The organism is Streptomyces sp. NPDC093085 (assembly GCF_040683935.1).
In the GTDB taxonomy this organism is placed as follows: domain Bacteria; phylum Actinomycetota; class Actinomycetes; order Streptomycetales; family Streptomycetaceae; genus Streptomyces.
In genome coordinates this window covers 370,134-396,972 of record NZ_JBFBFB010000004.1, presented here as the reverse complement: position 1 = coordinate 396,972, position 26,839 = coordinate 370,134, and the positions used below count along the sequence as shown (strand labels likewise).

19 protein-coding genes are annotated in these 26,839 nt (G+C 69.1%); 15 read left to right on the top strand and 4 right to left on the bottom strand.

Translation table 11 applies throughout. The features are described 5' to 3' along the window. Positions 1-15: 15 nt before the first annotated feature. Together AB0O07_RS15435 and AB0O07_RS15430 are read right to left on the bottom strand one after the other, a co-directional pair. The gene (locus tag AB0O07_RS15435) at positions 16-858 is read right to left on the bottom strand and encodes a hypothetical protein (RefSeq protein WP_365632388.1); all 843 of its coding nucleotides are present in this window, start codon (positions 856-858) and stop codon (positions 16-18) included. Between the two features lie 191 nt (positions 859-1,049). Further along, positions 1,050-1,283, bottom strand: coding sequence for a hypothetical protein (locus tag AB0O07_RS15430; protein WP_365632385.1), 234 nt, complete (start codon positions 1,281-1,283; stop codon positions 1,050-1,052). Between the two features lie 336 nt (positions 1,284-1,619). On the opposite strand from AB0O07_RS15430, the gene AB0O07_RS15425 reads away from it, so the two are divergent. The 10 genes from AB0O07_RS15425 (at position 1,620) to AB0O07_RS15380 (ending at position 20,386) form a co-directional block, all read left to right on the top strand. Then, the gene (locus AB0O07_RS15425) at positions 1,620-4,073 is read left to right on the top strand and encodes an ABC transporter family substrate-binding protein (protein WP_365632382.1); all 2,454 of its coding nucleotides are present in this window, start codon (positions 1,620-1,622) and stop codon (positions 4,071-4,073) included. A gap of 401 nt (positions 4,074-4,474) precedes the next feature. Beyond that, positions 4,475-6,349 (top strand): translational GTPase TypA, encoded by a 1,875-nt coding sequence (gene typA, locus AB0O07_RS15420; RefSeq protein WP_365632380.1) that lies wholly within the window; start codon positions 4,475-4,477, stop codon positions 6,347-6,349. A 561-nt stretch (positions 6,350-6,910) separates the two neighbouring features. Further along, positions 6,911-8,533 (top strand): ABC transporter substrate-binding protein, encoded by a 1,623-nt coding sequence (locus AB0O07_RS15415; protein WP_365632377.1) that lies wholly within the window; start codon positions 6,911-6,913, stop codon positions 8,531-8,533. 136 nt (positions 8,534-8,669) lie between these two features. After that, on the top strand, positions 8,670-9,599 hold the full coding sequence (locus tag AB0O07_RS15410) for an ABC transporter permease (RefSeq protein ID WP_365632374.1): 930 nt from the start codon (positions 8,670-8,672) through the stop codon (positions 9,597-9,599). Next, the gene (locus AB0O07_RS15405) at positions 9,592-10,584 is read left to right on the top strand and encodes an ABC transporter permease (RefSeq protein ID WP_365632371.1); all 993 of its coding nucleotides are present in this window, start codon (positions 9,592-9,594) and stop codon (positions 10,582-10,584) included. The genes AB0O07_RS15410 and AB0O07_RS15405 overlap by 8 nt, the downstream gene beginning before the upstream one ends. Before the next feature lie 11 nt (positions 10,585-10,595). Then, on the top strand, positions 10,596-11,651 hold the full coding sequence (locus tag AB0O07_RS15400) for an ABC transporter ATP-binding protein (protein ID WP_365632367.1): 1,056 nt from the start codon (positions 10,596-10,598) through the stop codon (positions 11,649-11,651). Further along, the gene (locus tag AB0O07_RS15395; RefSeq protein WP_365632364.1) at positions 11,644-12,810 is read left to right on the top strand and encodes a dipeptide ABC transporter ATP-binding protein; all 1,167 of its coding nucleotides are present in this window, start codon (positions 11,644-11,646) and stop codon (positions 12,808-12,810) included. The genes AB0O07_RS15400 and AB0O07_RS15395 overlap by 8 nt, the downstream gene beginning before the upstream one ends. A gap of 119 nt (positions 12,811-12,929) precedes the next feature. Next, positions 12,930-13,418, top strand: coding sequence for an SseB family protein (locus AB0O07_RS15390; RefSeq protein ID WP_365632361.1), 489 nt, complete (start codon positions 12,930-12,932; stop codon positions 13,416-13,418). A gap of 717 nt (positions 13,419-14,135) precedes the next feature. After that, the gene (locus tag AB0O07_RS15385; RefSeq protein ID WP_365632359.1) at positions 14,136-19,187 is read left to right on the top strand and encodes a putative T7SS-secreted protein; all 5,052 of its coding nucleotides are present in this window, start codon (positions 14,136-14,138) and stop codon (positions 19,185-19,187) included. Positions 19,188-19,753: 566 nt separating this feature from the next. Further along, positions 19,754-20,386, top strand: coding sequence for a hypothetical protein (locus AB0O07_RS15380; protein WP_365632356.1), 633 nt, complete (start codon positions 19,754-19,756; stop codon positions 20,384-20,386). Between the two features lie 35 nt (positions 20,387-20,421). Here AB0O07_RS15380 and AB0O07_RS15375 read toward each other — a convergent pair whose 3' ends face one another. Both AB0O07_RS15375 and AB0O07_RS15370 read right to left on the bottom strand, forming a co-directional pair. After that, positions 20,422-20,625 (bottom strand): DUF397 domain-containing protein, encoded by a 204-nt coding sequence (locus AB0O07_RS15375; protein WP_365632353.1) that lies wholly within the window; start codon positions 20,623-20,625, stop codon positions 20,422-20,424. Next, the gene (locus AB0O07_RS15370; protein ID WP_365632351.1) at positions 20,622-21,494 is read right to left on the bottom strand and encodes a helix-turn-helix transcriptional regulator; all 873 of its coding nucleotides are present in this window, start codon (positions 21,492-21,494) and stop codon (positions 20,622-20,624) included. Before AB0O07_RS15370 ends, AB0O07_RS15375 begins: the two co-directional genes overlap by 4 nt. Before the next feature lie 196 nt (positions 21,495-21,690). Between AB0O07_RS15370 and AB0O07_RS15365 the strand changes: the two genes are divergently transcribed. The 5 genes from AB0O07_RS15365 to AB0O07_RS15345 all read left to right on the top strand — a co-directional run bounded on the left by AB0O07_RS15365 (position 21,691) and on the right by AB0O07_RS15345 (position 26,701). Further along, positions 21,691-22,383 (top strand): ATP-binding protein, encoded by a 693-nt coding sequence (locus tag AB0O07_RS15365; RefSeq protein WP_365632348.1) that lies wholly within the window; start codon positions 21,691-21,693, stop codon positions 22,381-22,383. 139 nt (positions 22,384-22,522) lie between these two features. Then, the gene (locus tag AB0O07_RS15360) at positions 22,523-22,999 is read left to right on the top strand and encodes a hypothetical protein (RefSeq protein WP_365632345.1); all 477 of its coding nucleotides are present in this window, start codon (positions 22,523-22,525) and stop codon (positions 22,997-22,999) included. Between the two features lie 78 nt (positions 23,000-23,077). Then, a complete protein-coding gene (locus AB0O07_RS15355) occupies positions 23,078-23,293 on the top strand; it encodes a hypothetical protein (RefSeq protein WP_365633084.1) in 216 nt (71 codons plus the stop codon). 302 nt (positions 23,294-23,595) lie between these two features. Continuing rightward, positions 23,596-24,873, top strand: coding sequence for a hypothetical protein (locus AB0O07_RS15350; protein ID WP_365632343.1), 1,278 nt, complete (start codon positions 23,596-23,598; stop codon positions 24,871-24,873). A gap of 196 nt (positions 24,874-25,069) precedes the next feature. After that, entirely contained in the window at positions 25,070-26,701 is a 1,632-nt protein-coding gene (locus AB0O07_RS15345; protein WP_365633081.1) for an ABC transporter substrate-binding protein, read from the top strand. Positions 26,702-26,839: the final 138 nt, after the last annotated feature.

The following is a 26,839-nucleotide window of genomic DNA, read 5'->3' as shown; positions in this document are numbered from 1 at the left end:
AAGGGGGTGCACTGACTAGAAGAGGCGTGGGTCGGCGAAGGCGCCGGTGGCCAGCAGATAGACATAGAAGTCGCAGGCGGCGACGGAGATCAGCGAGGCCCAGGCGAGCTGCATATGGCGCTGGTTCAGCCGGCCGACCCACCCCCAGAGCCGGTAGCGCACGGGGTGCTTGGAGAAGTGCCGCAGCCGGCCGCCGATGATGTGCCGGCAGGAGTGGCAGGACAGGGTGTACGCCCAGATCAACCCGATGTTGACGAGGAAGAGCAGCGTGCCCACACCCATATGGCCCCACGCGTACTGCTCGTCCCGGAAGGTGAGGACCGTGTCGTAGGTGAGGACGACGCCGACCAGCACGGCCGCGTAGAAGAAGTACCGGTGCAGGTTCTGGAGGACCAGCGGGAAGCGGGTCTCGCCGGTGTACGAGGTGTGCGGCTCGGCGACGGCGCAGGCGGGCGGCGAGGCCCAGAAGCCCCGGTAGTACGCCTTGCGGTAGTAGTAGCAGGTCAGCCGGAAGCCGAGCGGGAATACCAGGATCAGCAGCGCGGGCGAGAGGCCCCACCAGCCGCCGAACAGCTCCCAGTTGGGGCCGTGCCGCATCGGGACGCAGTTCTCGGCGAGGCACGGGGAGTAGAACGGCGAGACGTACGGCGCCGCGTAGTAGTCGCTGTTCGAGAAGGCGCGCCAGGTCGAGTAGACGACGAAGGCGAGGAGCCCGGCGGCGGTCCCGGCGGGCGCGAGCCACCAGCGGTCGGTGCGGAGGTGGCGGGGGGCGATGGCGGCGCGGGTGGCGCCGCGCACGCCGTGCCCGGCGCGCCGCGGGTCCGTGCCGGAGGCCGGGGGCTGAGTACCGGTGGCCAACGCGTTCTCCTCGCTGTACGAGTGGCGGGCGGGGCGGGAAGTGCGGGCAGTACGGGCTGGGCGGGTAGGGCAGGCGGGTCGGGCGGGCAGGGACGGGAGGTGCGGGCAGAGACGGGAGGTGCGGGCGGGGCGGGAGCCGAAGCGGGTGGGAGCCGAAGCGGGTGGGAGCCGATGCGGCGGCCCGGCCCGGCTCAGGGGGCGCGTCGGTCGCGTACGCCCAGGCCCTCGTCGTCCGAGTCGGTCCAGAGCGTCGTGTCGTACGGGGTGTCCGGGACCGGGACCAGTTCGTCCGCCCGGTCGGCGGGGGCCGGCCCCGAGCCGTCGGCGTCGTCCCCCCGGGCCAGTCGCCGCTCCAGCCGTTCGACCGTGGCGGACAGCTCGTCGAGGCGGCGTCGGACGGCCGCCATCTCGTCCTGCATCGACATGAGTTGCCCTCACTTCCACGAACGGTCGGACCGGTGGCATGCGGGGGTCCTCCGGAGTGACCCGGCGGACGCTCTCTGTGTGCGGCTGCGAGTGTCGCGCGTCACACCCCCGCTTGTGAAGGCGTCGGATGGTCCTTTCGGCATCGCCGCCGGTCCGCGCCGGGGGCGCGTTGTGTCCGCCCGGGGCGCGTTGCGCCGTGCGGGTGGGATTCGGGGCGCACGCCGCCGTGTCTGCGCCGTGGGCCCCGGGCCGTCCCCTTCAGTGAGTGGGCAAATAGGTGTGATCATCTCTAAATTCCGCAAACAGGACCGAAAACAGGACGAAGAGGTAAAGCCATGTCCCAGGTCGGTGCCCCACGCGGGAGGACATGCTCCCGAACGCTCCGCTCCGTCGCGCTTCTGACCACCGGTGTGCTCGCCCTGCCCACCCTCTCCGCATGCACCTCGGATTCGGACGAGAGCGCCGCCACGGCTGCCGCCCCGGACATCGCGGCGGTCAAGAGGGACCGGGTCAAGCAGGGCGGCACGGTGCGCTGGGCGGTCGACACCATGCCCGCCACCCTCAACGCCTTCCAGGCCGACGCCGACGAGGCCACCACCCGGATCGCCGATGTCGTCCTGCCCTCCTTCTACCGGATGGACAAGGCGGGACGGCCGCAGCGCAACCCCGACTATCTGGAATCCGCCAAGATCGTCGAGCGTGAGCCCAAGCAGGTCGTGCTCTACAAGCTCAACCAGCAGGCGGTGTGGAGCGACGGCCGGGAGATCGGGGCGCCGGACTTCGTGGCCCAGTGGCGCGCCCTGCGCGGGAAGGACTCCGCGTACTGGACGGCGCGGAACGCCGGGTACGACCGTATCGAGAAGATCGAACGCGGGGCCAACAACCTGGAGGTGCGCGTCACCTTCAACAAGCCCTACGCCGACTGGAAGTCCCTCTTCACCCCGCTCTATCCCAAGGAAGTCACCGGGAAGCCCAACGCGTTCAACGACGGCGCCCGCGCGGCCCTGAAGAAGACCGCGGGGCCCTTCACCGTCAAGAAGGTGGACCGCAAGGCGAAGGAGGTCACGCTCGTCCGTGACCCGCGCTGGTGGGGGCAGCCCGCCAAGCTCGACAAGCTGGTCCTGAGCGCCGTGCCGCGCAGCAAGCGGGCCGCCGCGCTGGCCGCCGGGAAGCTCGACATCGCCGACATCGACAGCGGGGCGGCGAAACGTATCGCCCTCGCCATCAAGGACAAGGACAAGGGGAAGGGCGGCCAGCCGCTCACCCACGGTCCCGGCGCCGAGATCACCCCGGCCTCCGCCCTCCGCTCCTGGGCCGAGGCGTACGGCTCCGACGAGGAGAAGGCGGAGCTGGCCCAGGAGGCGCGGGCGGAGCAGGCCGAGGCCGTCCAGCGGTACGCGACCGAACAGCTCGGGCTGAACAAGGTCGTCGTACGGAAGTCGCTGGAGCCCGCCTACACCCAGCTCGCCCTGAACGGCGAGTCGGGCCCCCTCGCCGACGAGCGGGTGCGGCGCGCGGTGGCCCGCGCGCTCGACCGCCAGGAGCTCGCCGACACCGTACTCAAGCCGCTCGACCTGCCGGCCGAGCCGCCCGGCAGCCATCTGGCGCTGCGCGGCCAGGAGGCGTACGCGGACAGCAGCCAGGCGCTCGGCAAGCAGGACACGCACGAGGCGCTGGCGCTCCTGGTCGACGCGGGATGGACGCCCGACGGCGCGCGGAAGAAGGACGACGGGACGAAGGCCGGGGCCGCGAGCCAGCGGAAGAAGGGGGCGGACGGCGAGGATGCGGACGGCTCCGACGAGTCCACGACCGACGAGAAGCGGACCGGGCGGGGCGAGGGCGGGCCGGAGCGGGCGGCCGGTCCGGCCTCGGACGCCTCGGCTGCCTCGGCCGCCTCGGCCGAGAAGCGCGCGCGGGAGGCCGCGGACGACGCCGCCACCGACGAGGGCACGTACATCGTCGGCGAGGACAACAAGCCGGGCCACCGGGCACCGCGCCCCGAGTCCGCACCGTATGTCCTCGCGCCCGCGCCCGCAGCCGCCTTCCAGGGCGAGGTGCTGCTGCGCCAGGCCGCGGCGCTCGACGACACGGGGCGGTCCGGCGGCATGGCGGGCGCGTACGCCCCGCGCGGTACGGCGGCCCCGGCCTCCCCGGCCGCTTCCTCCGCCTCCGCTTCGGCCTCCGCCTCGCCGTCGCCGCTGACGGTCCCGGTGGGCGGTCCGCTCGGCAAGGAGGGCAAGCCCCTCACGCTCCGCTTCGTCCTCCCCGAGGGCGAGGGCACCGAGTCGCTGCGCGCCGTCGGCACCCGGATCTCGCGGATGCTCGACCGGGTCGGGATCACGACCGAGGTCACCAAGGTCGCCGACGACAGCTACTTCAAGGACCACATCGCCTCCGGCGACTACGACCTGGCGCTCTACTCCTGGCCGTCCAGCGCCTACCCGGCCACCGACGGCCGGCCGATCTACGCCAAGCCCGTCCCCGCCAGCGACGGATCGCTCCAGGTGGAGCAGAACTACACCCGGGTCGGTACGGACCACATCGACCAGCTCTTCAGCCGCGCCGCCGGGGAGCTGAACGAGGAGACCGCCCGCGATCTCGTCCGGCAGGCCGACGCCCGGATCTGGGCCACGGCCGGCTCCATCCCCCTCTACCAGCGTCCGCAGCTCGTCGCGGTCAAGCCGGGGCTGGTGAACGCCGGGGCCTTCGGCTTCGCCGCACCGCGGTACGAGGACATCGGGTGGGAGAAGCCGAGCCCCAAGGGGCCCGACGCCGACAAGAAGAAGTGAGCGCGGGCGGCCCGTACGGCGTGCGAGGCGCCTGCCGCGCGGGCGGCCCGTACGGCGTCCGCAGCGCGGGCGGCCCGTTCGGACCGTAAAGACCGGGGAAACCCGTGGACCACCAGGTCATCACCGGTTCGTAAGCTCCGGGAACCATCAATTCACTTGCCCGCCGGCCACCCCGGCGGGCAAGCTCGTTACCGTCCCTGACCCGGGCACTCACACCCTCCGTAGACGCCGCGCACACCCCAGGTCACCACCGCGCGGCCGTGATCCGCACCTCTCCGATCGGGCCGGGAAGCCCCCGACGCCCCGGGCCCGTACGATGGGAGAAGCCGTGGCGTGTCCGCCCGGCGGGCGTCCGAGGAAAAACAACGCCGCACCCACGATCGAGAGAAGCGCCAGCCAGCATGCCCACGCGCCACGACATCCGTAACGTCGCCATCGTCGCCCACGTCGACCATGGCAAGACCACTCTGGTCGACGCCATGCTGAAGCAGGCCGGCGCCTTCGCCGCGCACGCCGCCGAGCAACTCGACGACCGGATGATGGACTCGAACGACCTGGAGCGTGAGAAGGGCATCACGATCCTCGCCAAGAACACGGCGGTGAAGTACCACCCGAAGTCGGGTGGCGACCCCATCACCATCAACATCATCGACACCCCGGGCCACGCCGACTTCGGCGGCGAGGTCGAGCGCGGTCTGTCGATGGTCGACGCGGTCGTGCTGCTGGTGGACGCCTCGGAGGGCCCGCTCCCGCAGACCCGCTTCGTGCTCCGCAAGGCGCTCCAGGCGAAGATGCCGGTCATCCTCTGCATCAACAAGACGGACCGCCCCGACTCCCGGATCGCCGAGGTCGTCGACGAGACCTACGACCTCTTCCTGGACTTGGACGCGACCGAGGAGCAGATCGAGTTCCCGATCGTCTACGCCTGCGCGCGGGACGGCGTCGCCTCGCTGACCAAGCCGGAGGACGGCACCGTCCCGGCCGACAGCGACAACCTGGAGCCGTTCTTCTCCACGATCCTCGCCCATGTCCCGGCCCCCGAGTACGACGAGACGGCGCCGCTCCAGGCCCATGTCACCAACCTGGACGCGGACAACTTCCTCGGCCGTATCGCCCTCTGCCGCGTCGAGCAGGGCGAGCTGAAGAAGGGCCAGACCGTCACCTGGATCAAGCGTGACGGCACGATGGCCAATGTCCGCATCACCGAGCTGCTGATGACGGAGGCGCTGACCCGCAAGCCCGCCGAGAAGGCCGGCCCCGGCGACATCTGCGCCATCGCGGGCATCCCCGACATCATGATCGGCGAGACCCTGGCCGACCCCGAGAACCCCATCGCGCTGCCGCTGATCACGGTCGACGAGCCCGCGATCTCGATGACCATCGGCACCAACACCTCGCCGCTGGTCGGCAAGGGCGGCAAGGGCCACAAGGTCACCGCCCGCCAGGTCAAGGACCGTCTCGACCGCGAGCTGATCGGCAACGTCTCGCTCCGCGTGCTGGACACCGAGCGCCCGGACGCCTGGGAGGTGCAGGGCCGGGGCGAACTGGCGCTGGCCATCCTGGTCGAGCAGATGCGCCGCGAGGGCTTCGAGCTGACCGTCGGCAAGCCGGAGGTCGTCACCAAGCAGGTGGACGGCAAGACGTACGAGCCGATCGAGCGCATGACGATCGACTCGCCCGAGGAGCACCTCGGCGCCATCACGCAGCTCATGGCGACCCGTAAGGGCCGTATGGAGACGATGACCAACCACGGCTCGGGGTGGATCCGCATGGAGTGGATCGTGCCGTCCCGCGGGCTCATCGGCTTCCGTACCGAGTTCCTCACCCAGACCCGTGGCACGGGCATCGCGCACTCCATCTTCGAGGGCCACGAGCCGTGGTTCGGCGAGCTGCGCACCCGGCACAACGGCTCGCTGGTGGCGGACCGTTCGGGCTCGGTGACCCCGTTCGCGATGGTCAACCTCCAGGAGCGCGGCGTCATCTTCACCGAGGCCGGCACCGAGGTCTACGAAGGCATGATCATCGGCGAGAACTCGCGCGCCGACGACATGGACGTGAACATCACCAAGGAGAAGAAGCTCACCAATATGCGCGCCGCCTCGGCGGACACCACGGAGAACGTGGTGCCGGCGCGGAAGCTCTCGCTGGAGCAGTCCCTGGAGTTCTGCCGCGAGGACGAGTGCATCGAGGTGACCCCGGAGACCGTCCGGATCCGCAAGGTCGTCCTGGACCAGAAGCAGCGCGGCCGTACCGCCTCGCGCGCCAAGCACGGCTGACCCGGCGGCCCGCCCCGGGCCGCCCCGGCCCGTCCCGGGCCGGGAATGGTCCGTACCGGAGGGTTGACGTCCGGCGGGCCGACCCCCGAGGGTATGGGGTGGCTGGTTCCGGGTGTGCGTACACCACCGGGACCAGAGACTCTACGTACGGTGAACGGCCCGGCTCCCCGCGTCCGAGCGGGGAGCCGGGCCGTTCGTCAATTCGATTCTCGGCGCCGGAGGGTCTCCCGGGCCGAACGGAACGTCCGGATATCGGAGTGACCTCTCCGGAACATGTGTTAACGGTCCGTTTCGGGGGTGTCTGTCTGTTCTCGTTTGTCCGGATTTCGGGCAGGCAGGCCCGGTCGATGTTGTCAAAACGAGACCCTTTAAGTGTGGTTTACAGGTCGGGCGTACTCAATAGTTGGCTCCATTGAGCTCGGGTCAATGGGTCATGCGCGATGGGGAGCGCCGACTCACGAGCACACTCGGGGTACTGACGAAAAGCCCGCTGTCAGGGGTGTCAGCGCGCGTAGACAGTGCCCTTCTTGTAGTGACTAGTGGACTCATGAGGAGGAACCCATGCGTGGTGCCAAGAGCGCCAAGTGGGTGGCGGGCGCGATCATCGTCGCCCTGGCTGCCACCGCCTGTGGCGGCGGTGACAACGGCAAGGACAACGAGGGTGCCGGTTCGGTCGACCCGAACGGCGTGTTCTCGGTCGAGGTGGGCGAGCCGCAGAACCCGCTGCAGCCCGCCAACACCATGGAGTCCAACGGCAGCATCGTGATCGACTCGCTGTTCTCGCAGCTCGTCGGTTACGACAGCAAGGGCGCGATCGTCATGTCCAACGCCGAGTCGGTGGACACGACGGACAACAAGACGTTCACGGTCAAGCTCAAGGACTGGACGTTCCACGACGGCACCCCGGTGACCGCCGAGTCCTACGTCAAGGCGTGGAACTGGGCCGCGAACCTCAAGAACAACCAGACCAACTCGGCCTGGTTCTCCGACATCGAGGGGTACGCGGACGTCCACCCCGAGAAGGGTGACCCGAAGAAGACCGAGATGTCCGGTCTCAAGGTCGTCGACGACAAGACGTTCACCATCACGCTGACGTCGCCCATCCCGTACTACGTCTACAAGCTGGGCTACCAGGTCTTCTCGCCGCTCCCGGAGTCCTTCTACAAGGACCCGACCGCCGCGGGCGAGAAGCCGGTCGGCAACGGCCCGTACACCTTTGTGAGCTGGGACCACAAGAAGAAGATCGAGGTCAAGGCGTACAAGGACTACAAGGGCGACAACAAGCCGAAGAATGGTGGTGTGATCTTCAAGAACTACACCAACCTGGAGACGGCTTACGAGGACCTCAAGTCCGGCAACGTCGACGTCCTGCGCCAGATCGCCCCGAAGGACCTCCCGGTCTACCGCGACGACCTCGGTGACCGCGCCGTGGACCAGGCGTACTCGGCCGTCCAGTCGATCGTCCCCGCCCGCTACACCAAGCAGTGGAAGGACATCGACCCCAAGGTCCTCCAGGGCCTGTCGATGGCGATCGACCGCGACACCATCACCAAGACCGTCCTCCAGGGCACCCGTGAGCCCGCCACCGGCTTCGTCGCCAAGGGCGTTCTCGGCTACCAGGGCGACGTCGGCGGCGACGTCTTCAAGTACGACCCCGCCAAGGCCAAGAAGCTGATCGCCGAGGGCGGCGGCGTCCCGGGCAACTCGATCTCCATCCAGTTCAACGCGGACGGCGGTCACAAGGACTGGGTCGAGGCCGTCTGCGGCTCGATCACCAAGGCGGTCGGCGTCAAGTGCGTCGGCGACTCCAAGCCGGACTTCCAGGCCGACCTGAAGGCCCGTGACGCCGAGCAGGTCAAGTCGATCTACCGCGGTGGCTGGGTCCTCGACTACCCGGTGAACTCCAACTTCATCCGCGACCTGTACGGCACCAACTCGGACGGCAACCAGAGCGGCTTCTCGTCGAAGAAGATCGACGACATGATCAAGCAGGCCGACAGCGCCCCGACGCTGGAGGACTCGGTCAAGAAGTACCAGGAGACCGAGAAGGAGATGGTCAACGAGATGCCGGCCATCCCGCTCTGGTACTACAAGGTCAACGCCGGCTACTCGGAGAAGGTGTCCGGAGTCGACTACGCGCAGGACGGCGACCCGATCCTGTGGAACGTTCAGGTCAAGAAGTAGCAATCATCGCGCATTGCGGCGTCCCGCACTGACCCACGTCGGTGCCATGGGAAGCGGCCAGCGGCCGGGGGGCCCTTCTTCCGTACCACGGGAGAGGGGCCCCGTCGGCTGCCGCAGTGACTGACATGGAGGACACATGGGGCGCTACGTCGCACGGCGACTGCTCCAGATGATCCCGGTCTTCATCGGGACAACTCTGCTGATTTTTCTCATGGTGTACGCCCTGCCCGGTGACCCCGTGCGCGGGCTCTTCGGCGACAAGGGGGCCGACCCGGCCACCATCGCCGCCATCAGACATGACCTCAAGCTGGACCAGCCGATTCTGGTCCAGTACTGGCACTACCTGACGGGGCTGATCCAGGGCGACTTCGGCACGCAGATAGCCAGCAAGCGCCCGGTGACCGATGTCCTCGGGGACGCGTTCCCGGTCACGATCCGGCTGGCGCTCTTCGCCTTCGCCATCGAACTCGTCGTCGGTATCGCGCTGGGCATCGTGGCCGGGATGCGCGCGGGCCGGCTCGCCGACTCGCTGGTGCTGATCTTCACCCTGCTGCTGATCTCCGTGCCGGTCTTCGTGCTCGGCTTCATCTTCAAGACGGTCTTCGCCTTCCAGCTCGGCTGGACCTCACCGAACGTCTCGCTCGACGTCACCTGGGGCGAGCTGGTGATGCCCGCGACGGTGCTGGCCGGGGTCTCCCTCGCGTACGTCGCCCGGCTGACCCGTACCTCCGTCGCCGAGAACCTGCGGGCCGACTACATGCGTACGGCCATCGCCAAGGGGCTGCCGAAGCGCCGGGTGATCGGGGTGCACCTGATGCGCAACTCGATGATCCCCGTCGTCACCTTCCTCGGCACCGACCTCGGCGCGCTGATGGGCGGGGCGATCGTCACCGAGGGCCTCTTCAACATCCACGGCGTCGGCGGCACGATCTTCGAGTCCATCCAGCGCCGCGAAGGCACCACCCTGGTCGGCCTGGTGACGGTTCTCGTCCTGGTCTACCTGGCCACCAGCCTGATCGTCGACCTGCTCTACGCGGTCCTGGACCCGAGGATCCGTTATGCCTGACATCACCAAGACCCCGGTGGACGACGCCGCGGCGACCGCCGCCGTACCGGCCGGAAACGGGGACGGGACGGCCGGCGGCAACGGCACGGCGAACGGGAACGGAAACGGGGGCAGTACGGAGAAGCCGCGCTCCCTCTGGGGCGACGCCTGGAGCGACCTGCGCCGCAACCCGTACTTCGTGGTCTCCGCCGTCCTCATCGTGATCCTGCTGACGATCACCGCCTTCCCCGGCCTCTTCACCGGCGCCGACCCGATCGCCGCCGACCTGAAGAACCACTTCCTCACCAAGCCGGAGCTGGGCAAGCTCTTCTCCGACGGCTGGCTCGGCTACGACGCCCAGGGCCGCAGCGTCTACGCGCGCCTCATCTACGGCACCCGCGCCTCGGTCGTCGTCGGCATCTCGGTGACCATCCTGGTCACCCTGGTCGGCGGCATCGTCGGCATGCTCGCCGGATACTTCGGCGGCATCGTCGACTCGCTGCTCTCCCGCCTCACCGACATCTTCTTCGGCGTCCCCTTCCTGCTCGGCGCGATGGTCGTCATGAACTCCTTCACCGACCGCAAGGTGTGGGTGGTCATCCTGGCGCTGGCCTTCCTCGGCTGGACCCAGATCGCGCGGGTCATGCGCGGATCCGTCATCACCATCAAGCAGTCCGACTATGTCCAGGCCGCCAAGGCGCTCGGCGCGTCCACCAGCAGGATCCTGCTCAAGCACATCCTGCCCAACGCCGTCGCCCCCGTGATCGTCGTCGCGACCATCGCGCTCGGCGGCTACATCTCGGCCGAGGCGACCCTCTCGTACCTCGGCCTCGGCCTCTCGGCGCCCACCATCTCCTGGGGCATCGACATCTCGGACGGCGCCAACCAGATCCGCGTGGCGCAGCACATCCTCATCTACCCGTCGATCATGCTCAGCATCACGGTGCTGGCATTCATCATGCTCGGCGATGCGGTACGCAACGCCCTCGACCCGAAGTTGCGCTGACGGAGGCGTACGTGACCATCATCGACAAAACCGCGGCGGTCCCCGCCCCGGGCGACGGGACCCCTGACGGACCGCTGCTCGAAGTCCGTGACCTGCACGTCGAGTTCGCGACCCGGGCCGGTGTCGTCAAGGCCGTCAACGGCGTCAACTACAGCGTCGGCGCCGGTGAGACCCTGGCCGTGCTCGGCGAGTCGGGCTCCGGGAAGTCCGTGACCGCACAGGCGATCATGGGCATCCTCGACATGCCCCCCGGACGGATCCCGCAGGGCGAGATCCTCTTCCAGGGCCAGGACATGCTGACCATGAGCAACGAGGAGCGGCGGAAGATCCGCGGCCGGAGGATCGCGATGATCTTCCAGGACGCGCTCTCCTCGCTCAACCCCGTGCTCACCGTCGGCTACCAGCTCGGCGAGATGTTCCGGGTCCACCAGGGCCTGACCAAGAAGCAGGCCAAGGCGAAGGCCGTCGAGCTGATGGAGCGGGTGAACATCCCCGCGGCCAAGGAGCGGGTGGACGACTACCCGCACCAGTTCTCCGGCGGTATGCGCCAGCGCATCATGATCGCGATGGCGCTCGCCCTGGAGCCGGACCTGATCATCGCGGACGAGCCGACGACGGCGCTCGATGTGACCGTCCAGGCCCAGGTGATGGATCTGCTCGCCGAGTTGCAGCGCGAGTTCAACATGGGCCTGATCCTCATCACCCACGACCTCGGCGTCGTCGCGGACGTCGCCGACAAGATCGCCGTGATGTACGCGGGGCGTATCGTCGAGACGGCCCCGGTGCACGAGATCTACAAGCGCCCGGCCCACCCGTACACCCGGGGTCTCCTCGACTCGATCCCGCGGCTGGACCAGAAGGGCCAGGAGCTCTACGCGATCAAGGGGCTGCCGCCCAACCTGCTGAAGATCCCGGCCGGCTGCGCCTTCAACCCGCGGTGCCCCGCCGCGCAGGACATCTGCCGTACGGAGGTCCCGGCGCTCGCGCCGGTGACCGAGCGGGACGGCGGCGAGCTGCCGGGCCGCGGCAGCGCGTGCCACTTCTGGAAGGAGACGCTCAATGGCTGAGACGCCTGAGCCGGCCCACCGCGGCGAGGCCGCGGACGCGGCGGACACCACCCCCAACGTCACCGAGGTGGAGGTGGTCGACGCGGCCACCGAGTCGGCCGCCGTCGCCGCGATCGAGGCGCCCGTGGAGCGGGGCGAGCCGATCCTCCAGGTACGGAACCTGGTCAAGCACTTCCCGCTGACCCAGGGCATCCTCTTCAAGCGCCAGATCGGCGCGGTGAAGGCCGTCGACGGCATCTCGTTCGACCTCTACCAGGGCGAGACCCTGGGCATCGTGGGGGAGTCGGGGTGCGGCAAGTCCACCGTCGCCAAGCTGCTGATGATGCTGGAGACGGCCACCTCGGGTGAGGTCTTCTTCAAGGGCCAGGACATCACCAAGCTGTCCGGCCGGGCGCTGAAGGCGGTGCGGCGGAACATCCAGATGGTGTTCCAGGACCCGTACACCTCGCTCAACCCCCGTATGACGGTGGGCGACATCATCGGGGAGCCCTTCGAGATCCACCCCGAGGCGGCCCCCAAGGGCGACCGCCGCCGCAAGGTCCAGGAACTCCTGGACGTCGTCGGGCTCAACCCCGAGTACATCAACCGCTACCCGCACCAGTTCTCCGGCGGCCAGCGCCAGCGCATCGGCATCGCCCGCGGCCTCGCGCTCAACCCGGAGGTCATCATCTGCGACGAGCCGGTCTCGGCGCTGGACGTCTCGGTGCAGGCCCAGGTCATCAACCTGATGGAGAAGCTCCAGGACGAGTTCGACCTGTCGTACATCTTCATCGCCCACGACCTGTCGATCGTCCGGCACATCTCCGACCGGGTCGGCGTCATGTACCTCGGCAAGATGGCCGAGATCGGTACGGACGTCCAGATCTACGACCACCCGACGCACCCCTACACCCAGGCGCTGCTCTCGGCGGTCCCGGTCCCCGACCCGGAGGCCCGCGAGGGCCGGGAGCGGATCATCCTCAGCGGCGATGTCCCCTCCCCGGCCAACCCCCCTTCGGGCTGCCGCTTCCGCACCCGCTGCTGGAAGGCCCAGGACCGCTGCGCGGAGGAGGTCCCGCTGCTCGCGATCCCGGAGCGCTTCAAGGACTCGGACGGCGAGAACGCCCACGAGTCGGCGTGCCACTTCGCGGAGGAGAAGGACGTGGTGCACGCGGCCTGACAGCCCGTCCTGCCGCGCACAATGCCCGGAACCGCAACTGCGGTTCCGGGCATTGGTGTTGTGCGCGCGCATATGATTGCTCTTGCAAAAAGTAAGATGATCACGACAGAATCCGCCCCATGACCATGAACGGGGCGACAGCGGGGGGTGGGGAACGCCCCCTGCGCCTGGCGGATTTGGCGGGACCGCTCACGGAGGCCGCGCCGCCGCCTTCGGCAGCCGAGCCCGCGCAGGACCGTATCGCCGCCGCCCGCGCGGAGTTCGCCGCGCTGCTGGGCGCATTCCGGCGTACGGCCGTACTCGTCCCGGACAACGCGGAAGGCGGCCTCTGGACGGCGGAGCAGGGCGGCATCCGCTGGATCTGCGCCTTCTCCGACGAGGCCGCGCTGGCCCGTTTCGCGGTGGCGCGCGGGGAGGGGGCGCGGGAGTGGTCGTACCGTACGGTGCTCGGCGCCCGCCTGCTCGATGTGATGGTTCCCCTGCTGGACGGTCCGGCCGGGGTGGCGCTCGACGCGGGCGGCCCCGACGGCATGCTCTTCCCGCCGGTGGTGGGCGTGGTGCCCGACGCGGTGGCGGTGGACGCGGAAGACGCGGGGGAGCTGCGGTGAGCGAGGCGAGTGGGACGAGTGGGTCAGGCGGGATAGGTGGTACGAGTGGGGGTGCGCCGGATCTCGACGCTCCGGCGCACGCGCTGGCGCGGATAGCCCAGGGCATCGACCGGGCGCACGGCGAGCTGAAGGACCTGGGGCCGATCGGCCAGGCGACCGCCGGCCGGGGCTTCTCGGATATCGCCCTGACCGGGCTGGAGTTGGGGCACGAGGGGCTGGCCGCGCAGTTCGACACGTTCTGCGAGCGCTGGGAGTGGGGCGTGCGGTCCCTGATGTGGCGGGGGAACGACTTCGCCTCCGGGGTGGGGCTCTCCGTCGGCGCTTTCGACGAACAGGAGCAGTACATCAAGGGCACGTTCAAGGTCGCGGGGAACGCCCTGATCGGGAATCCGCACCTCAGCGAGGAAGAGGTCCAGGGCAAGAGCTGGGACGAGATCCGCAAGCAGTCGGCGGGCGGCGCCGACTGGAGCGAGGAGTCGTTCGAGCGGGCGCACGCCGACTCGAAGCAGATGTGGGGCGACACCCTGTACGTCGCGGAGCGGGGCGCGCTGAAGGACATCCAGGACTACGGCCTCGCGGGCCCGGAGGCGACCGACCCGGCGGAGGAGAGGTTCCGCGACACCTTCGGCCCCTCGGAGGCGGCTTTCGAGGAGGCGGAACGGCGGTACGGCCCGAGCGGCACCCCGCGTACGACCGCCGACGGCGGCGGAGACGCGGGTGGCGCGACTGACGCGGGCGGCGGCGGGCGGGAGCGCGGTGACCGGCTGGGGGGAACTGGCCGACAAGGGGCTCGGCCAACTGGAGGCCGGCTGGGAGGGCGCCAAGCGGAAGGCCGGCGAGTCCCTCGACTGGGCGACCGAGCGGGCGGGCGCGGGCCTGGCGGCCGTAGGCGCCGACGACTTGGCCGAGAAGGTCGAGAAGTGGGGCGACGGCGCCGCCTCCGCGCTGGGCGCGACGGTGGCGGAGAAAGGGCTCGGACAGACCGAGGAGGCCACCGAGCTGGTCCACGGCGACACCGGCAGGATCACCGCGACCATCCAGCGGCTCAGATCCTTCCGGGAGGCGTTCGACCTTGTCGGCCAGGGCATGAAGAACCTCGACTCCGGCCACTGGAAGGGCGTCGCAGCCGACACGTTCCGGGAGCGGTTCGCCCCGCTCTCCGGCGACTGGATGCGCGCGGCGGACTCCTTCGGGGAGGCGGCGGGCGCGCTGGAGGCGTACGCGGAGACCGTCACCTGGGCGCAGGGCCGGGCCAGGGAGGCGATCGCCCTCCACCACGACGGCGAGAGCGCCTCGCGGGCCGCGGTGGCCGCGTACAACAAGAAGGTCGACGCCTACAACGCCGCCAGGAACGGCCCCCGGCCCCTCCCCGACCCTGGCGAGTTCACCGATCCGGGTGAGGAGCGGCGCGTACAGGCCCAGGAGACTCTGACCGGCGCACGCCGGGAGCGCGACGAAGCGGCGGAGACGGCGCGCAGGACGCTCGTGGCGGCGCTCGCCCACGCACCCGCACTCCCGTCGGCGACCGAGCGCGCGAAACGGAACGCCCTCGACTCCGCCTTCAGCGGCTCCACGGAGGTGACCCACCTCGCCGGGGGCATCGTCAAGGGCACGGCCGGCGTCGTCTCCTTCGCCCGCTCGCTCAACCCGACGGACGGGTACAACATCAACCACCCGGCCGAGTACTACCAGGGCGTCAACATGACGCTGGCCGGCCTCGTCGCCACGGGCGCCGACCCCGGCCAGGCGCTCCAGGACACCTGGACAGCGGCGAAGAAGGACCCCAGCGAGGCCCTCGGCCGCCTCGTCCCCGAGCTGATCGGCACCAAGGGCACGGGCGGCGGCGCCTCCGTGGCCCGCGCGGGGATCAAGGACGCGGCGAAGGCGGGCGCACGGGCCGGGGCGGAGCGCGCCGGGCGCAAGGCGCTGAGCGAGGAGCCGGTGGGCCGGTCCCGCGAGCACGGCGCGAAGAAGTGCGTACAGGACCCGGTCGACGTCGCCACCGGCCGCATGGTGCTGCCCCAGACCGACCTGGCGCTGCCCGGCTCGCTCCCGCTGGTCTTCGCGCGGACCTTCGAGTCGTCGTACCGGGCGGGGCGCTGGTTCGGGCCGACCTGGGCGAGCACGGTCGACCAGCGGCTGGAGATCGACGCGGAGGGCGTGGTCCTCGTACGGGAGGACGGCAGCCTGCTCGCCTATCCGCACCCGGCACCGGGCGTTCCGGTTCTCCCGCGCCATGGGCAGCGGTGGCCGCTGGAGCGGGATGCAGATGGTGCCGGAGGCGTCGGCGACTACACGGTCACCGACCCGGACACGGGCCAGGTCCGCCACTTCGTGCCGTACGGCGTGGACGGGCCCGGCACGGACACGGGCGGCGCCGGCCTCGCGCTCCTGGACCGGATCGAGGACCGTAACGGCAACTGGATCGCCTTCGCGTACGACACCACCGGCGCCCCCACCGCGATCACCCACCACGGCGGCTACCGGCTGCTGCTCACCACCGCCGAGGGCCGGGTCACCGCGCTGCGGCTGGCGGGGGCGGCGCCGGACGGCACGGACCAGGAGATCCTCCGGTACGCGTACGAGCACGGCCATCTCACCGAGGTCACCGACTCCTCGGGGCTGCCGCTGCGGTTCGGCAACGACGAGCACGGCCGTATCACCTCCTGGACGGACACCAACGGCGGCCGCTTCGAGTACGTCTACGACGAGCGCGACCGCTGTACGTACCAGAGCGGCACGGCGGGGCACCTGGCCTCGACGTTCACGTACGACGTGACGGGCCCGGAGCAGCGGGGGCGGGCGTACCCGGACCCGGAGCGGCAGGGCCGGGCGTACCCGGACCCGACGCAACCGGACGTGACGCATCCGGTTCCGACGCACCCGGACGTGACACACCCGGATGCGATGAGCCCGCATGCGACGTTCTCGACGCCCCAGGATCGGCCGCACCCCGACACCGGTCTGCGCGTCACCACCCTCACCGACTCGCTCGGCCACACCTCCCGTTACCTGGTCGACGCGGATGTCCAGGTCGTCGCCGAGATCGACGCGACCGGCGCGGTCACCCGCTTCGAGCGGGACCGCCGCCACCGCCTGACCGCGCGGACCGACCCGCTCGGCAGGACGACCCGGTTCGGCTACGACGAGGACGGCAACCTCACCGAGGCGGAACGCCCCGACGGCCGGACGACCACGGTGGAGTACAACGCGCTGGGGCTGCCGACCGAGGTCCGCGCCACGGACGGCACCGTCCACCGCTACACCTACGACGACCGGGGCAACCGCACCTCGGCCACCGACGGTTCCGGCGTGACCACGTCGTACGCGTACGACGACGAGGGCCGCCTCCGGTCGGTGACCGACGGGCTCGGCCACACGATGTGGGTACGGTGCGACGCGGCCGGCCTGATCACGGAGGTGACCGACCCCCTGGGTGCGGTGACGCGCTGCGAACGGGACGGTTTCGGCCGTCCGGTGGCGCTGACCGACGCGCGAGGGGCGACCACCCGCCTGGAGTGGACGGTGGAGGGCAGGCTCGCCCGCCGGACCGCCCCGGACGGCGCGGCGGAGTCCTGGACGTACGACGGGGAGGGCAACACCACCGCCCACACCGACCCGGTGGGCGCCGTCTCCCGCTTCGAATACGGCGATTTCGACCTCCTGACGGCCCGTACCGGCCCGGACGGCGCGCGCTACGAGTTCACCCACGACACCGCCCTGCGGCTCACCCAGGTCACCAACCCGCAGGGTCTGACCTGGGATTACACCTACGATGCCGCCGGCAGCGTGGTGTCCGAGACAGACTTCGACAACCGGGTCCTCCACTACACCTACGACGCGGCGGGCGCTCTCCGCTCCCGTACGAACGGCGTGGGCCAGACCATCACATACACCCGCGACGTGCTCGGCCGGATCGAGTCCAAGGACGCCGACGGCGCGGTGACGACGTACGCGTACGACCTGACGGACGCCCTGGCCGAGGCGGTGGGCCCGGACGCCACCCTCACCCTGCTGCGCGACCGTGCGGGCCGCTTGGTGGCGGAGACGGTGGCGGGCCGTACGACCTCGTACGCGTACGACGCCCTGGGCCGCAGAACGGCCCGGACCACGCCCACGGGCGCCAGGGCGGAATGGGCCTACGACGCGGCGGGCCGCCCCACCTCCCTGACGACGGCGGGCCGCGTGATCACCTTCGAACGGGACGCGGCGGGCAACGAACTCACCCGCCGTATCGGCGACGCGCTCACCCTCACGCAGGAGTGGGACGAGGTGGGCCGCCTCACCGCCCGCACGGTCGGCGGCGCGGCCGGCGTCCGCCGGCGCCGCACGTACACCTACCGCCCCGACGGGAGCCTCACCGCGCTGGCGGACGAGCGCACGGGCGTCCGCCGTTACGACCTGGACGCGGCGGGCCGGGTGACGGCCGTACGCGCCGCGAACTGGACGGAGAGGTACGCGTACGACGCCGCGGGCAACCAGACGGAGGCCACCTGGCCGGAGCGGCACCCCGGCAAGGATGCGACGGGCCCGCGCACGTACTCGGGCACGCGCCTCACCCGCGCGGGTGGCGTCCGCTACGAGTACGACGCCCAGGGCCGCACCACCCTGCGCCAGAAGCCCCGCCTCTCCCGCACCCCCGCGACCTGGCGCTACACCTGGGACGCGGAGGACCGCCTGACAGACGTAACAACCCCTGACGGCACCCGCTGGCGCTACCTCCACGACCCCCTGGGCCGCCGCACCGCCAAACAGCGCCTGGGGGGCGACGGCGCTACGGTCGAGGAACAGGTGGACTTCACCTGGGACGGCACCACCCTCTGCGAACAGACCACCCACACCCCGAACACCACCCACACCCCGAACACCCCCCACACCCCGAACACCCCCCACACCCCGAACACCGCCCACACCCGGGACCCGGGCCACCCTCCGGACCACCCCGACCCGATTACCCTCACCTGGCACCACCAGGGCCTGCACCCGGTGACCCAGACCGAGCGCATCACGTCGACGGCGACGCAGGAGACCATCGACGAACGCTTCTTCGCCATAGTCACCGACCTGGTCGGCACCCCCACGGAACTCATAGACGACCAGGGCCGCACAGCCTGGCGCACCCGCACCACCCTCTGGGGCACCACCACCTGGAACGCGAACGCAACGGCCTACACCCCCCTCCGCTTCCCAGGCCAATACTTCGACCCCGAAACGGCCCTCCACTACAACTACTTCCGCCACTACGACCCGGAAACAGCCCGCTACCTCACCCAGGACCCCCTGGGCCTCGGCCCGGCCCCCAACCCGACGACGTACGTCGACAACCCCCATACGTGGGCGGACCCGTTGGGGCTGATGGACTGCGAAAATGGTGGAAGTTGGAATCCCTCTGAGGAACCATACCTGTACCGTGGAATCGGGTATGCGGATGCTAGAAGCCCTGAGGTGTGGCAGAGAATGTACGGCGATGCCCTGAACGGAATTGCTCGGCCTCACGGTGGTCATTCTGATCCCCAGCTCCATGTCGGCGGTCGGACCGACAGTGAGTTTGTTTCGTGGACGACATATTACGAGGAGATGGCTTTGGAAGAAAGCTTTAGAGGTAGCGGCCCGGGGGTCGTTCTGAGGATCCCCAATGCCGAAGGTGTTGGGTATAGTAGGGTTCCTGGTATTTCCTTCCCTTATGATGAAGGGGAGGTTCTCATTCGCGGTACGGTGCGAGGTGCAGAAATTAGTGTTAATGGAGGATCGTGGACCAGTGTGAAGTGAGGTCGCTGGTCCGTGTGGCGGTCCAAGAGGGTGTCTGTCCTCCGGGAATCCTGGAGTGGATGAAAGCTGGTTTGCTATTCGATGTGGGTGTCGTTGAACGTTTGAGCCTGCTGCGCATCTACACCAGGCGACTCTTGAGGACTTCGGCAGGTAGCTCGCTTCATGAGTCAACTCAAAGATTGGTTTCTTTCCTTGAAGGATGCGATTTTTCCGAATTGAGCATGATCAGTATTCGATCGGAGAGGGGTGGGTTTCAGCTATTTCTTGCCGATCCGGGGGAATCAAAAATCCTTTTTTGGATGAGCATGTTTTCGAAATGAGGGTTGTTGTGTCAATGGGATGTTGGCTCCCTGTGGCCCTTTATGCGTATACGCTTCATGATCATTCCATCCCTGCCTCCGTACCCCCGAATCCGTACGCCCCCCAGCCGTGCCCTCCCGGGCCGTACCAGCAGCAGCTCCCGCCGCCGTGTGCGGGGCAAGCTCCCTGGGGGGCAGTTCCCTCCGGGGCCGCCTCCGCGTAAGGATCGGACCTGGCAGATCCTTGGCATCGTCGTGGCGTCGGTCGTGGGGCTGTTCGTTCTCTCCCAGCTTGGCAATCGGGCGACCTCTTCCTCTTCCGCCGGACCGCCCTCCGACGACTTTCCGGCGGCCGATTACCGGCTCACCGTGCCGAAGACTCTCCTGGATGACGAATACGCGCTCCTCAAGGACGAAAGCGCGGAAACAAACGAACAGGCGAAGCAGGAAGGATATGGCGACGGACCGGGCGCGCGCTATACGCAGGCGATCCTCGGTACATACACGAGTACCGACGGGAATGCCGACGCGGACGCCGAAGCGGATACGGGGAGCGGGCTCATCCTCGGGGGAACGTACGGGCAGTTCAAGAACCCTGCTGAGGAGAGGGCGATCCTTCTGCGCAGCATGAGGAGCGCGGACGGGACGAGCGAGCCCAATCCGCCGAAGACCATCAGGCCGGAAGGGTCGGATACCGATCTGACATGCACGGTCCTGGTCACCGAGGACGAGGGGCTGACGTCCGTCATTCCCGTGTGCGCGTGGGGTGATGACAACACCGCTGCCTACGTCGCGTTCTTCGCATCCGAGGACGCCCAGGACCCCGACGCCATCGACCTCGACGCGGCGGCGCGGACCGTTCAAGAGATACGGGACGAAGTCCGGCAGCGTCGAGGCTGAACAGCGTGCCCGAGGGGTGTCGCCTTCGGCGCAGTTCAGCTCAGGCGCGTGAGGAACGTGCGCCATGCGTCGTGGCTGAAGGCGAGCACGGGCCCGGCGGGGCGCTTGCTGTCGCGTACCGGGGTGAGGGCCGGGGCGTTGACGGCCACCTCGACGCAGTCGCCCTGGCCGCCGCTGTAGCTGCTCGTGCGCCATCCCGTTTCCGCTACGTCCGGCGGTATATGGGCTCCGTGGCTCATAGCTGATACTCCTTGGCGACACGATGGATCAGAGCAAGCGATTCCGTCGGCGGCAGCGCTGTGGTCCGCGCATCGTCGAAGAGGGTCCGGTACTGGGCGACTTCGCGGTCCCGCTCCAACCAGATGTTGCCGGTCGGAGTCTCCGACAGGACGAGGTCCAGCGATGCCCACTGGGGAAAGCTGAGCAGCAGGTACGGGCCGAACATACCCGAGTGGGCGCCCCGTGAGAACGGGAGTATCTGGACGGTGATGTTGGGCCGTTCCGCCAGCGCGGCCATGTGTTCCAGTTGCGCTCGCATCACCGCAGGGCCCCCGACCTGCTGTCGCAGAACTCCTTCCGAGAGCACCGCCCAGAACTGAATGGGGGCTTCGCAGGCGAGCCGTTCCTGCCGGGCCAGTCGCACCTGCACGAACTGGTCGATCTCCTCAGGTGTCTGCCATGCCCGTGAGGCCACGGTGACCGTGCGTCCGTACTCGGCGGTCTGCAGAAGGCCGGGGATGAGTTGCACCTGATACGTCCGAATCGTGTCGCAGATGGCCTCCAGCTCGATCTGGTCGCGGTACGCGTCCCCGAGCACCGCACCGTACTGGTGCCACCAGCCCTCGCGGCGGCGCCGGTTGGCCGTGCGCGCCAGCGCTCCGAGGCGTTCGCGTGCCTCCGGGTCGTTCACGCCGTACGCCAGCATGAGCGCGATCAGATCCGGCGTGCGGAGCGGTACGTGGCCGTTCTCGATCCTGCTGATCTTGCCCTTGGTGCAGTCCAGGGCCTCGGCCGCGTGGGTGGTGGTGAGGCCGGCGACTTCGCGGAACCGGCGCAGTTCATCACCGAGTTGGCGTCCGAGCACGGTGGATGGCTTCACGTTTGGCATAGGTATCTGCCTACCAGAGCCCAAGGATCGAAGGCCAGAATTTCCACGAAAGGATGAATCTAAGGCCAGAATTACCTTCAACGTTGCGCGAGCGCTCCGTCTCCCCGCACTCTCTGCGTGTCAGAGGTCACATATCCCCTTGCATCGAGCGGGTTTGACCAGTGGCCGCCAATCCACCGGACCCTCAGGGGGCGTCATGGCAGAGCATTTCAGCGCAAGCGAAGTCATCTTCCGGCTGACACGACGCCGCAGCAGCGTTCCCCGCGCCCGCGCCGCACTCCGCGCCGCACTGGAGAGTTGGGGAGTTGGGGAGGATGTCGCGGAGGCAGGGGAGTTGATCCTCTCGGAGCTGGTGACGAACGCGCTGCGGGTGCGTGTGCCGAGCGACCGGCAGGTGGGGGTGCGGATCGTACGGTCGCCGGTGGACGAGACGGTGCGGCTTGAGGTGAGCGACGCCGGTACCGGCCGGCCTGCGGTGCGGGCACCTCGGGACGACGAGGCAGGCGGGCGGGGGCTGTTACTGGTGGAGGCGATGTCGGAACGGTGGGGTGTCGAGGCGCGGCCCGGCGGGACCGGGAAGACTGTCTGGGCCGAGCTGAAGGCGCCGGGCACCAGGCCCGTCCCGGGCGGCACGGAGGTCGGCGCGATCGCCGTACGTCCTGGGCACTCCGTACGGATGTGGGGCGCGTGGCACACGGTCCGGGCGGTACGTAGCGAGTCCGGTACGCCCGGCACCCCCGGCGTGGCGGAGCGACCCGAACGGCCCGAGCGGTCCGCCATCGTTCTGCTGCTGGACGAGGGCCCGGAACTGCGGCTGCCGGCCGACGAACCCGTGACCGTACGGGACGGATGGGATGGCGGGGACGGATGGGGCGGCGGGCAGGGATGACCAACGGGACCCCGACGGCGTCCCCTGGCCACGGGCCTGGCGTCTGACGCTGGACCCGGGCGCCGCAGACGTGTGCGTACCGCTCAGTTCGTCGTCCACCGTCCGGTACCGGTTGCCGCAGTCGTGGCATCCTTCAGCGATGCGACTTGCTGATCAGGCGGCCGGAATCGACCTGCGGCCACTCCGCTACCAGTTCCCCGAGGTCAGCGGTAACCGCTGGGACGACAACTGGCTCGTCATCGGGGCTGAAGTCACCACTCCAGCAGCGAGTTGGTCCTTCACTGACGCATGTCTGCTGGTTGACGAGGCCATTCAGATGTCCGCGTGGCTGCGCGCCGTCGCGGACGGCCGGACGCTGGACGCGACGCCGGACCCGGAAGGGAGCCTGGCTCCGTCCCTGATTTTCCTGGAGCCGGTCCTCGCCTTCAGCCAGGTCCGGTGGCACGACGGCAGAGGAGTGGTGCGAGTCCACCTCTCCCTTGAGGCCGCGCCTCCGCAGCCGAACGGAGACCTGGACATCTATCAATACGCGATCGACATCGAGACGGACCGGGCCGGGTTGATGCGGGCGGCAGATGATTGGGGCCAAGGGCTCACGCAGTTTCCCTCGCGCTGAGAATCGCGTACCTGCGGCGGGTTTCGATTTCAGAGGATCGCAGCGCGGGAAAACTGCCGACGAGGGGAACGTTCCGTGATGGAGACGGGAAGGATTGGGCGGATCATTTCAGGGGATGACGCCGGTAAGTTCGTCAAAATTGAAGAGCTTCTTGACTCTCCGCCGAGTTACCTGATTTTGATGGCCTATGATCGAGAGTTCAAGCGTGGCTGCGGTGACTACTGGGTCGAGGGTCGCGATTCCCTGGAGGGGTTCTTCAGGGAGGGGGAATGGCGCGTCGAATGGGTCGAGTGACGTCAGGCGACTTTCGGGCGAGGTCGGCGATGAGCATCGGCAGATCAACTCGCGGGAGGACCTGGCCGACGCATTGACGGATCTGCTTGCCTTGGCAACTTCGTGTACGTAGGGGTGACGGGGCGTTCTGTAGGTGCGGACCGTGTTCGCGAGGGATGGGTAGTGGGGTGTGTGAGCGTTGGGGGTGAACGGCGCCGTGCCAGGGTGGGTGTGAGATATCGGCTGCCTGTCCCAGCCCCCAACTGCTAGAATGTACGCGTTCGCCTCCGGCGCCCCCATGGGTGTGTTCGGAGGCTTTTTTCATGTCTCCCAACACATCTGACACGCCAACCCCTCCGAACATCCCTGACGCGCCCGCCCCGTCCGGCGCTCCCACCGCACCCCCTGCCACCGGCTACCGCGCCCTGCTCCGCAATCGCGAGTTCGCCGGGCTGTACGTCAGCTTCACGCTGAGCGTCGCCGCGAGCACCACCTCGGGGTTCGCGCTCGGGACGCTGGTCAGCCGGCAGACTCGGTCCCCGTTCCTGACCGCCGTGAGTATGTACGGCGCCACCTTCGCCACCGTGCTGGGGGCGCTGACCCTGATGTCGGTCGCCGACGGGGGGCGGCCGCGGCGGGTGCTTGTGCGGATTCAGCTTCTGTCCCTGGTGGGGGTTGCCGTGCAGGCGGTGCCGGGGGTGCCGCTCGGTGTGCGGTTCGGGCTTCTCGCGGTGGTGGGGTTCTTCCAGGCCCTGGGGACCGGCGCGCGGATGGGGCTGCTCGCCGAGGTCGTGCCGGGCGCCTCGTACGCGCTCGCGCGCTCCCTGATGAACATCACCTCCGGCGCCACGGCGATCCTCGGCTACGCCCTCGGCGCCGTACTGCTCCGGTATCTGACGCCCCAGGAGGTCTTCGTTCTCGCCGCCGCCCTCACCGGGACCGGGCTCGGGGTGGTGGCCCTGACCGTACGGGAACGGTCCATACGGCCGGCCCGCCGGCCCGGGCTGCGGCAGACCTGGACGGCCAATGCCGCGCTCTTCGCCCACCCGGGGCAGCGGGCGCTGCTGGTCAACCTCTGGATTCCGAACGGGCTGATCGTCGGGTGCGAGGCGCTCTTCCTCTCGTACGACCCGGACGGCGCCGGGGTCCTGCTGGCCGCCTGCTCGGGCGGGCTGCTGCTCGGGGACCTGGTCGTCGGGCGGCTGCTCACCGCCGAGTGGCGGCGGCGCAGTGCGTTCGGCCTGCGGCTGCTGCTCGCCGCGCCGTTTCTCGTCTTCGCCCTCCACCCGCCGACCCCCGTCGCCCTGGCCGCGGTGTTCGTGGCCGGGGCCGGGTTCGCCGCCACGCTCCCGCTCCAGGAACGGCTGCTCGCGCTCACGCCGGACGCCGTGCGCGGGCAGGTCCAGGGGGTCGAGTCCGCGGGGCGGATGACCTGGCAGGGGATCGGCGCGGCGCTCGCCGGCGGCGCGGCCCAGTGGCTCGGCCCCGGGGTCACCATGACGGTGCTGGCCGTCGCCTCGCTCGCCGTCACCGTGCTCACCCGGCCCTCCGTCGTACGGGCCGGGGCCCGCATCCGGAGGACCGGGGCTCCGTTCGGGTGAGTTGAATGTGCTTATTGCGGCTCTATGGGTGGATATTGAGGGCCGGTCCGGTTACGCCGAGTCGTCGCCGGGCCCCGCAACCCCGCACCCCTGGTCACCGTGGCCCGGCACCCTAGGAGGTACGCCCATGCGAGGAGCCGCGCGCGGAGGCGGAGCCGCGTACACCACCGGGCGTGGCGCCTGGGCCTCGTACCGGATGGGCCCGTACAAGGCAGCCTCGTACACCCTGGCCCTCGGCCTCGTGGTCGCGGCGGCGACCGGCTGCGGTGGGGGTGACTCGGCCGCTCTCGGGAGTGGTGCGGAGGGGGTGGTGCGGTCCTCGTGGGGGGACCCGCAGAATCCGCTGGAGCCCGCGAACACCAACGAGGTCCAGGGCGGCAAGGTCCTCGACATGATCTTCCGGGGGCTCAAGCGGTACAACCCGAAGACCGGCAAGGCCGAGGACGCGCTCGCCGAGAAGATCGAGACCCAGGACTCCACGCACTTCACCGTCACCGTCAAGGACGGCTGGACCTTCAGCAACGGCGAGAAGGTCACCGCGCGCTCCTTCGTGGACGCCTGGAACTACGGCGCCAACATCAAGAACAGTCAGAAGAACGCCTACTTCTTCCAGTACATCGACGGATACGACAAGGTCCACCCGGAGTCGGGCAAGCCGACCGCCCCGACGCTCACCGGTCTGCGGGTCACCGGCCCGCGTACCTTCACCGTCAAGCTCTCGCAGCGCTTCTCCAGCTGGCCCGACACCCTCGGCTACGCGGCCTTCGCGCCGCTTCCCCGGGCGTTCTTCGACCACCACGCGGAGTGGCTCGCCAAGCCGGTCGGGAACGGTCCTTACGCCGTACGGCAGTACACCAGGGGCGCCCAGATGTCGCTGAGGACCTGGAAGGAGTACCCGGGCGCCGACAAGGCGCGTAATGGTGGCGTCGATCTGATGGTCTACACGGACAACAACACCGCCTACACCGACCTCGTCGCCGGCAACCTCGACCTGGTCGACGACGTCCCCGCCGCGCAGCTCAAGAACGTACGGTCGGATCTGAACGGGCGTTACATCAACAGCCCCGCCGGCATCATCCAGACCCTCGCCTTCCCCTACTACGACAAGGCGTGGAACACCCCGAAGGCCGTCAAGGTCCGTACCGGGCTCTCCCGGGCGATCAACCGCGCGCAGATCACCAAGACGATCTTCCGGGGCACGCGCACCCCGGCCACCGACTGGACCTCACCGGTGCTCGGCGCGGACGGCGGCTACCAGGCCGGGCTCTGCGGGGCGGCGTGCCGGTACGACGCGGCCGCCGCGAAGCGGCTGATCCGGGAGGGCGGTGGCATCCCGCACGGGCGGCTCACCATCACGTACAACGCGGACACCGGCTCCCACAAGGAGTGGGTCGACGCCGTCTGCAACAGCATCAACAACGCGCTCGGCAAGGACAAGGCGTGCGTCGGCCGCCCCGTCGGCACCTTCGCGGACTTCCGCAACCAGATCGGGCGGAAGAAGCTCACCGGACCCTTCCGGGCTGGCTGGCAGATGGACTATCCGCTGATCCAGAACTTCCTCCAGCCCCTCTACTACACCAACGCCTCGTCCAACGACGGCAAGTGGAGCGACCCGCGCTTCGACCGGCTCGTCGACGAGGCCAACGCCGAGAGCGACGAGAAGACGGGGATCCGGAAGTTCCAGCAGGCCGAGGCGGTCGTACGGGACCAGATGGCCGCCATCCCGCTCTGGTACCAGAACGGCAGCGCGGGGTACTCGGACCGGGTCTCGCGGGTGGAGCTGAACGCGTTCAGCGTCCCGGTCTACAACGAGATCACCGTTCGCTGACGTGCTCGGCCGAGCTCCTCCCCGCAGGCGCCTCTCCGCTCACCGATGCGCCCGGTGATGTGCCCAGTGATGCGCTCGGTGACGTAAGTAGTGACGTAAGTGATGTATTCGCCGGCTGTTGTCCATGGACGAACCTTC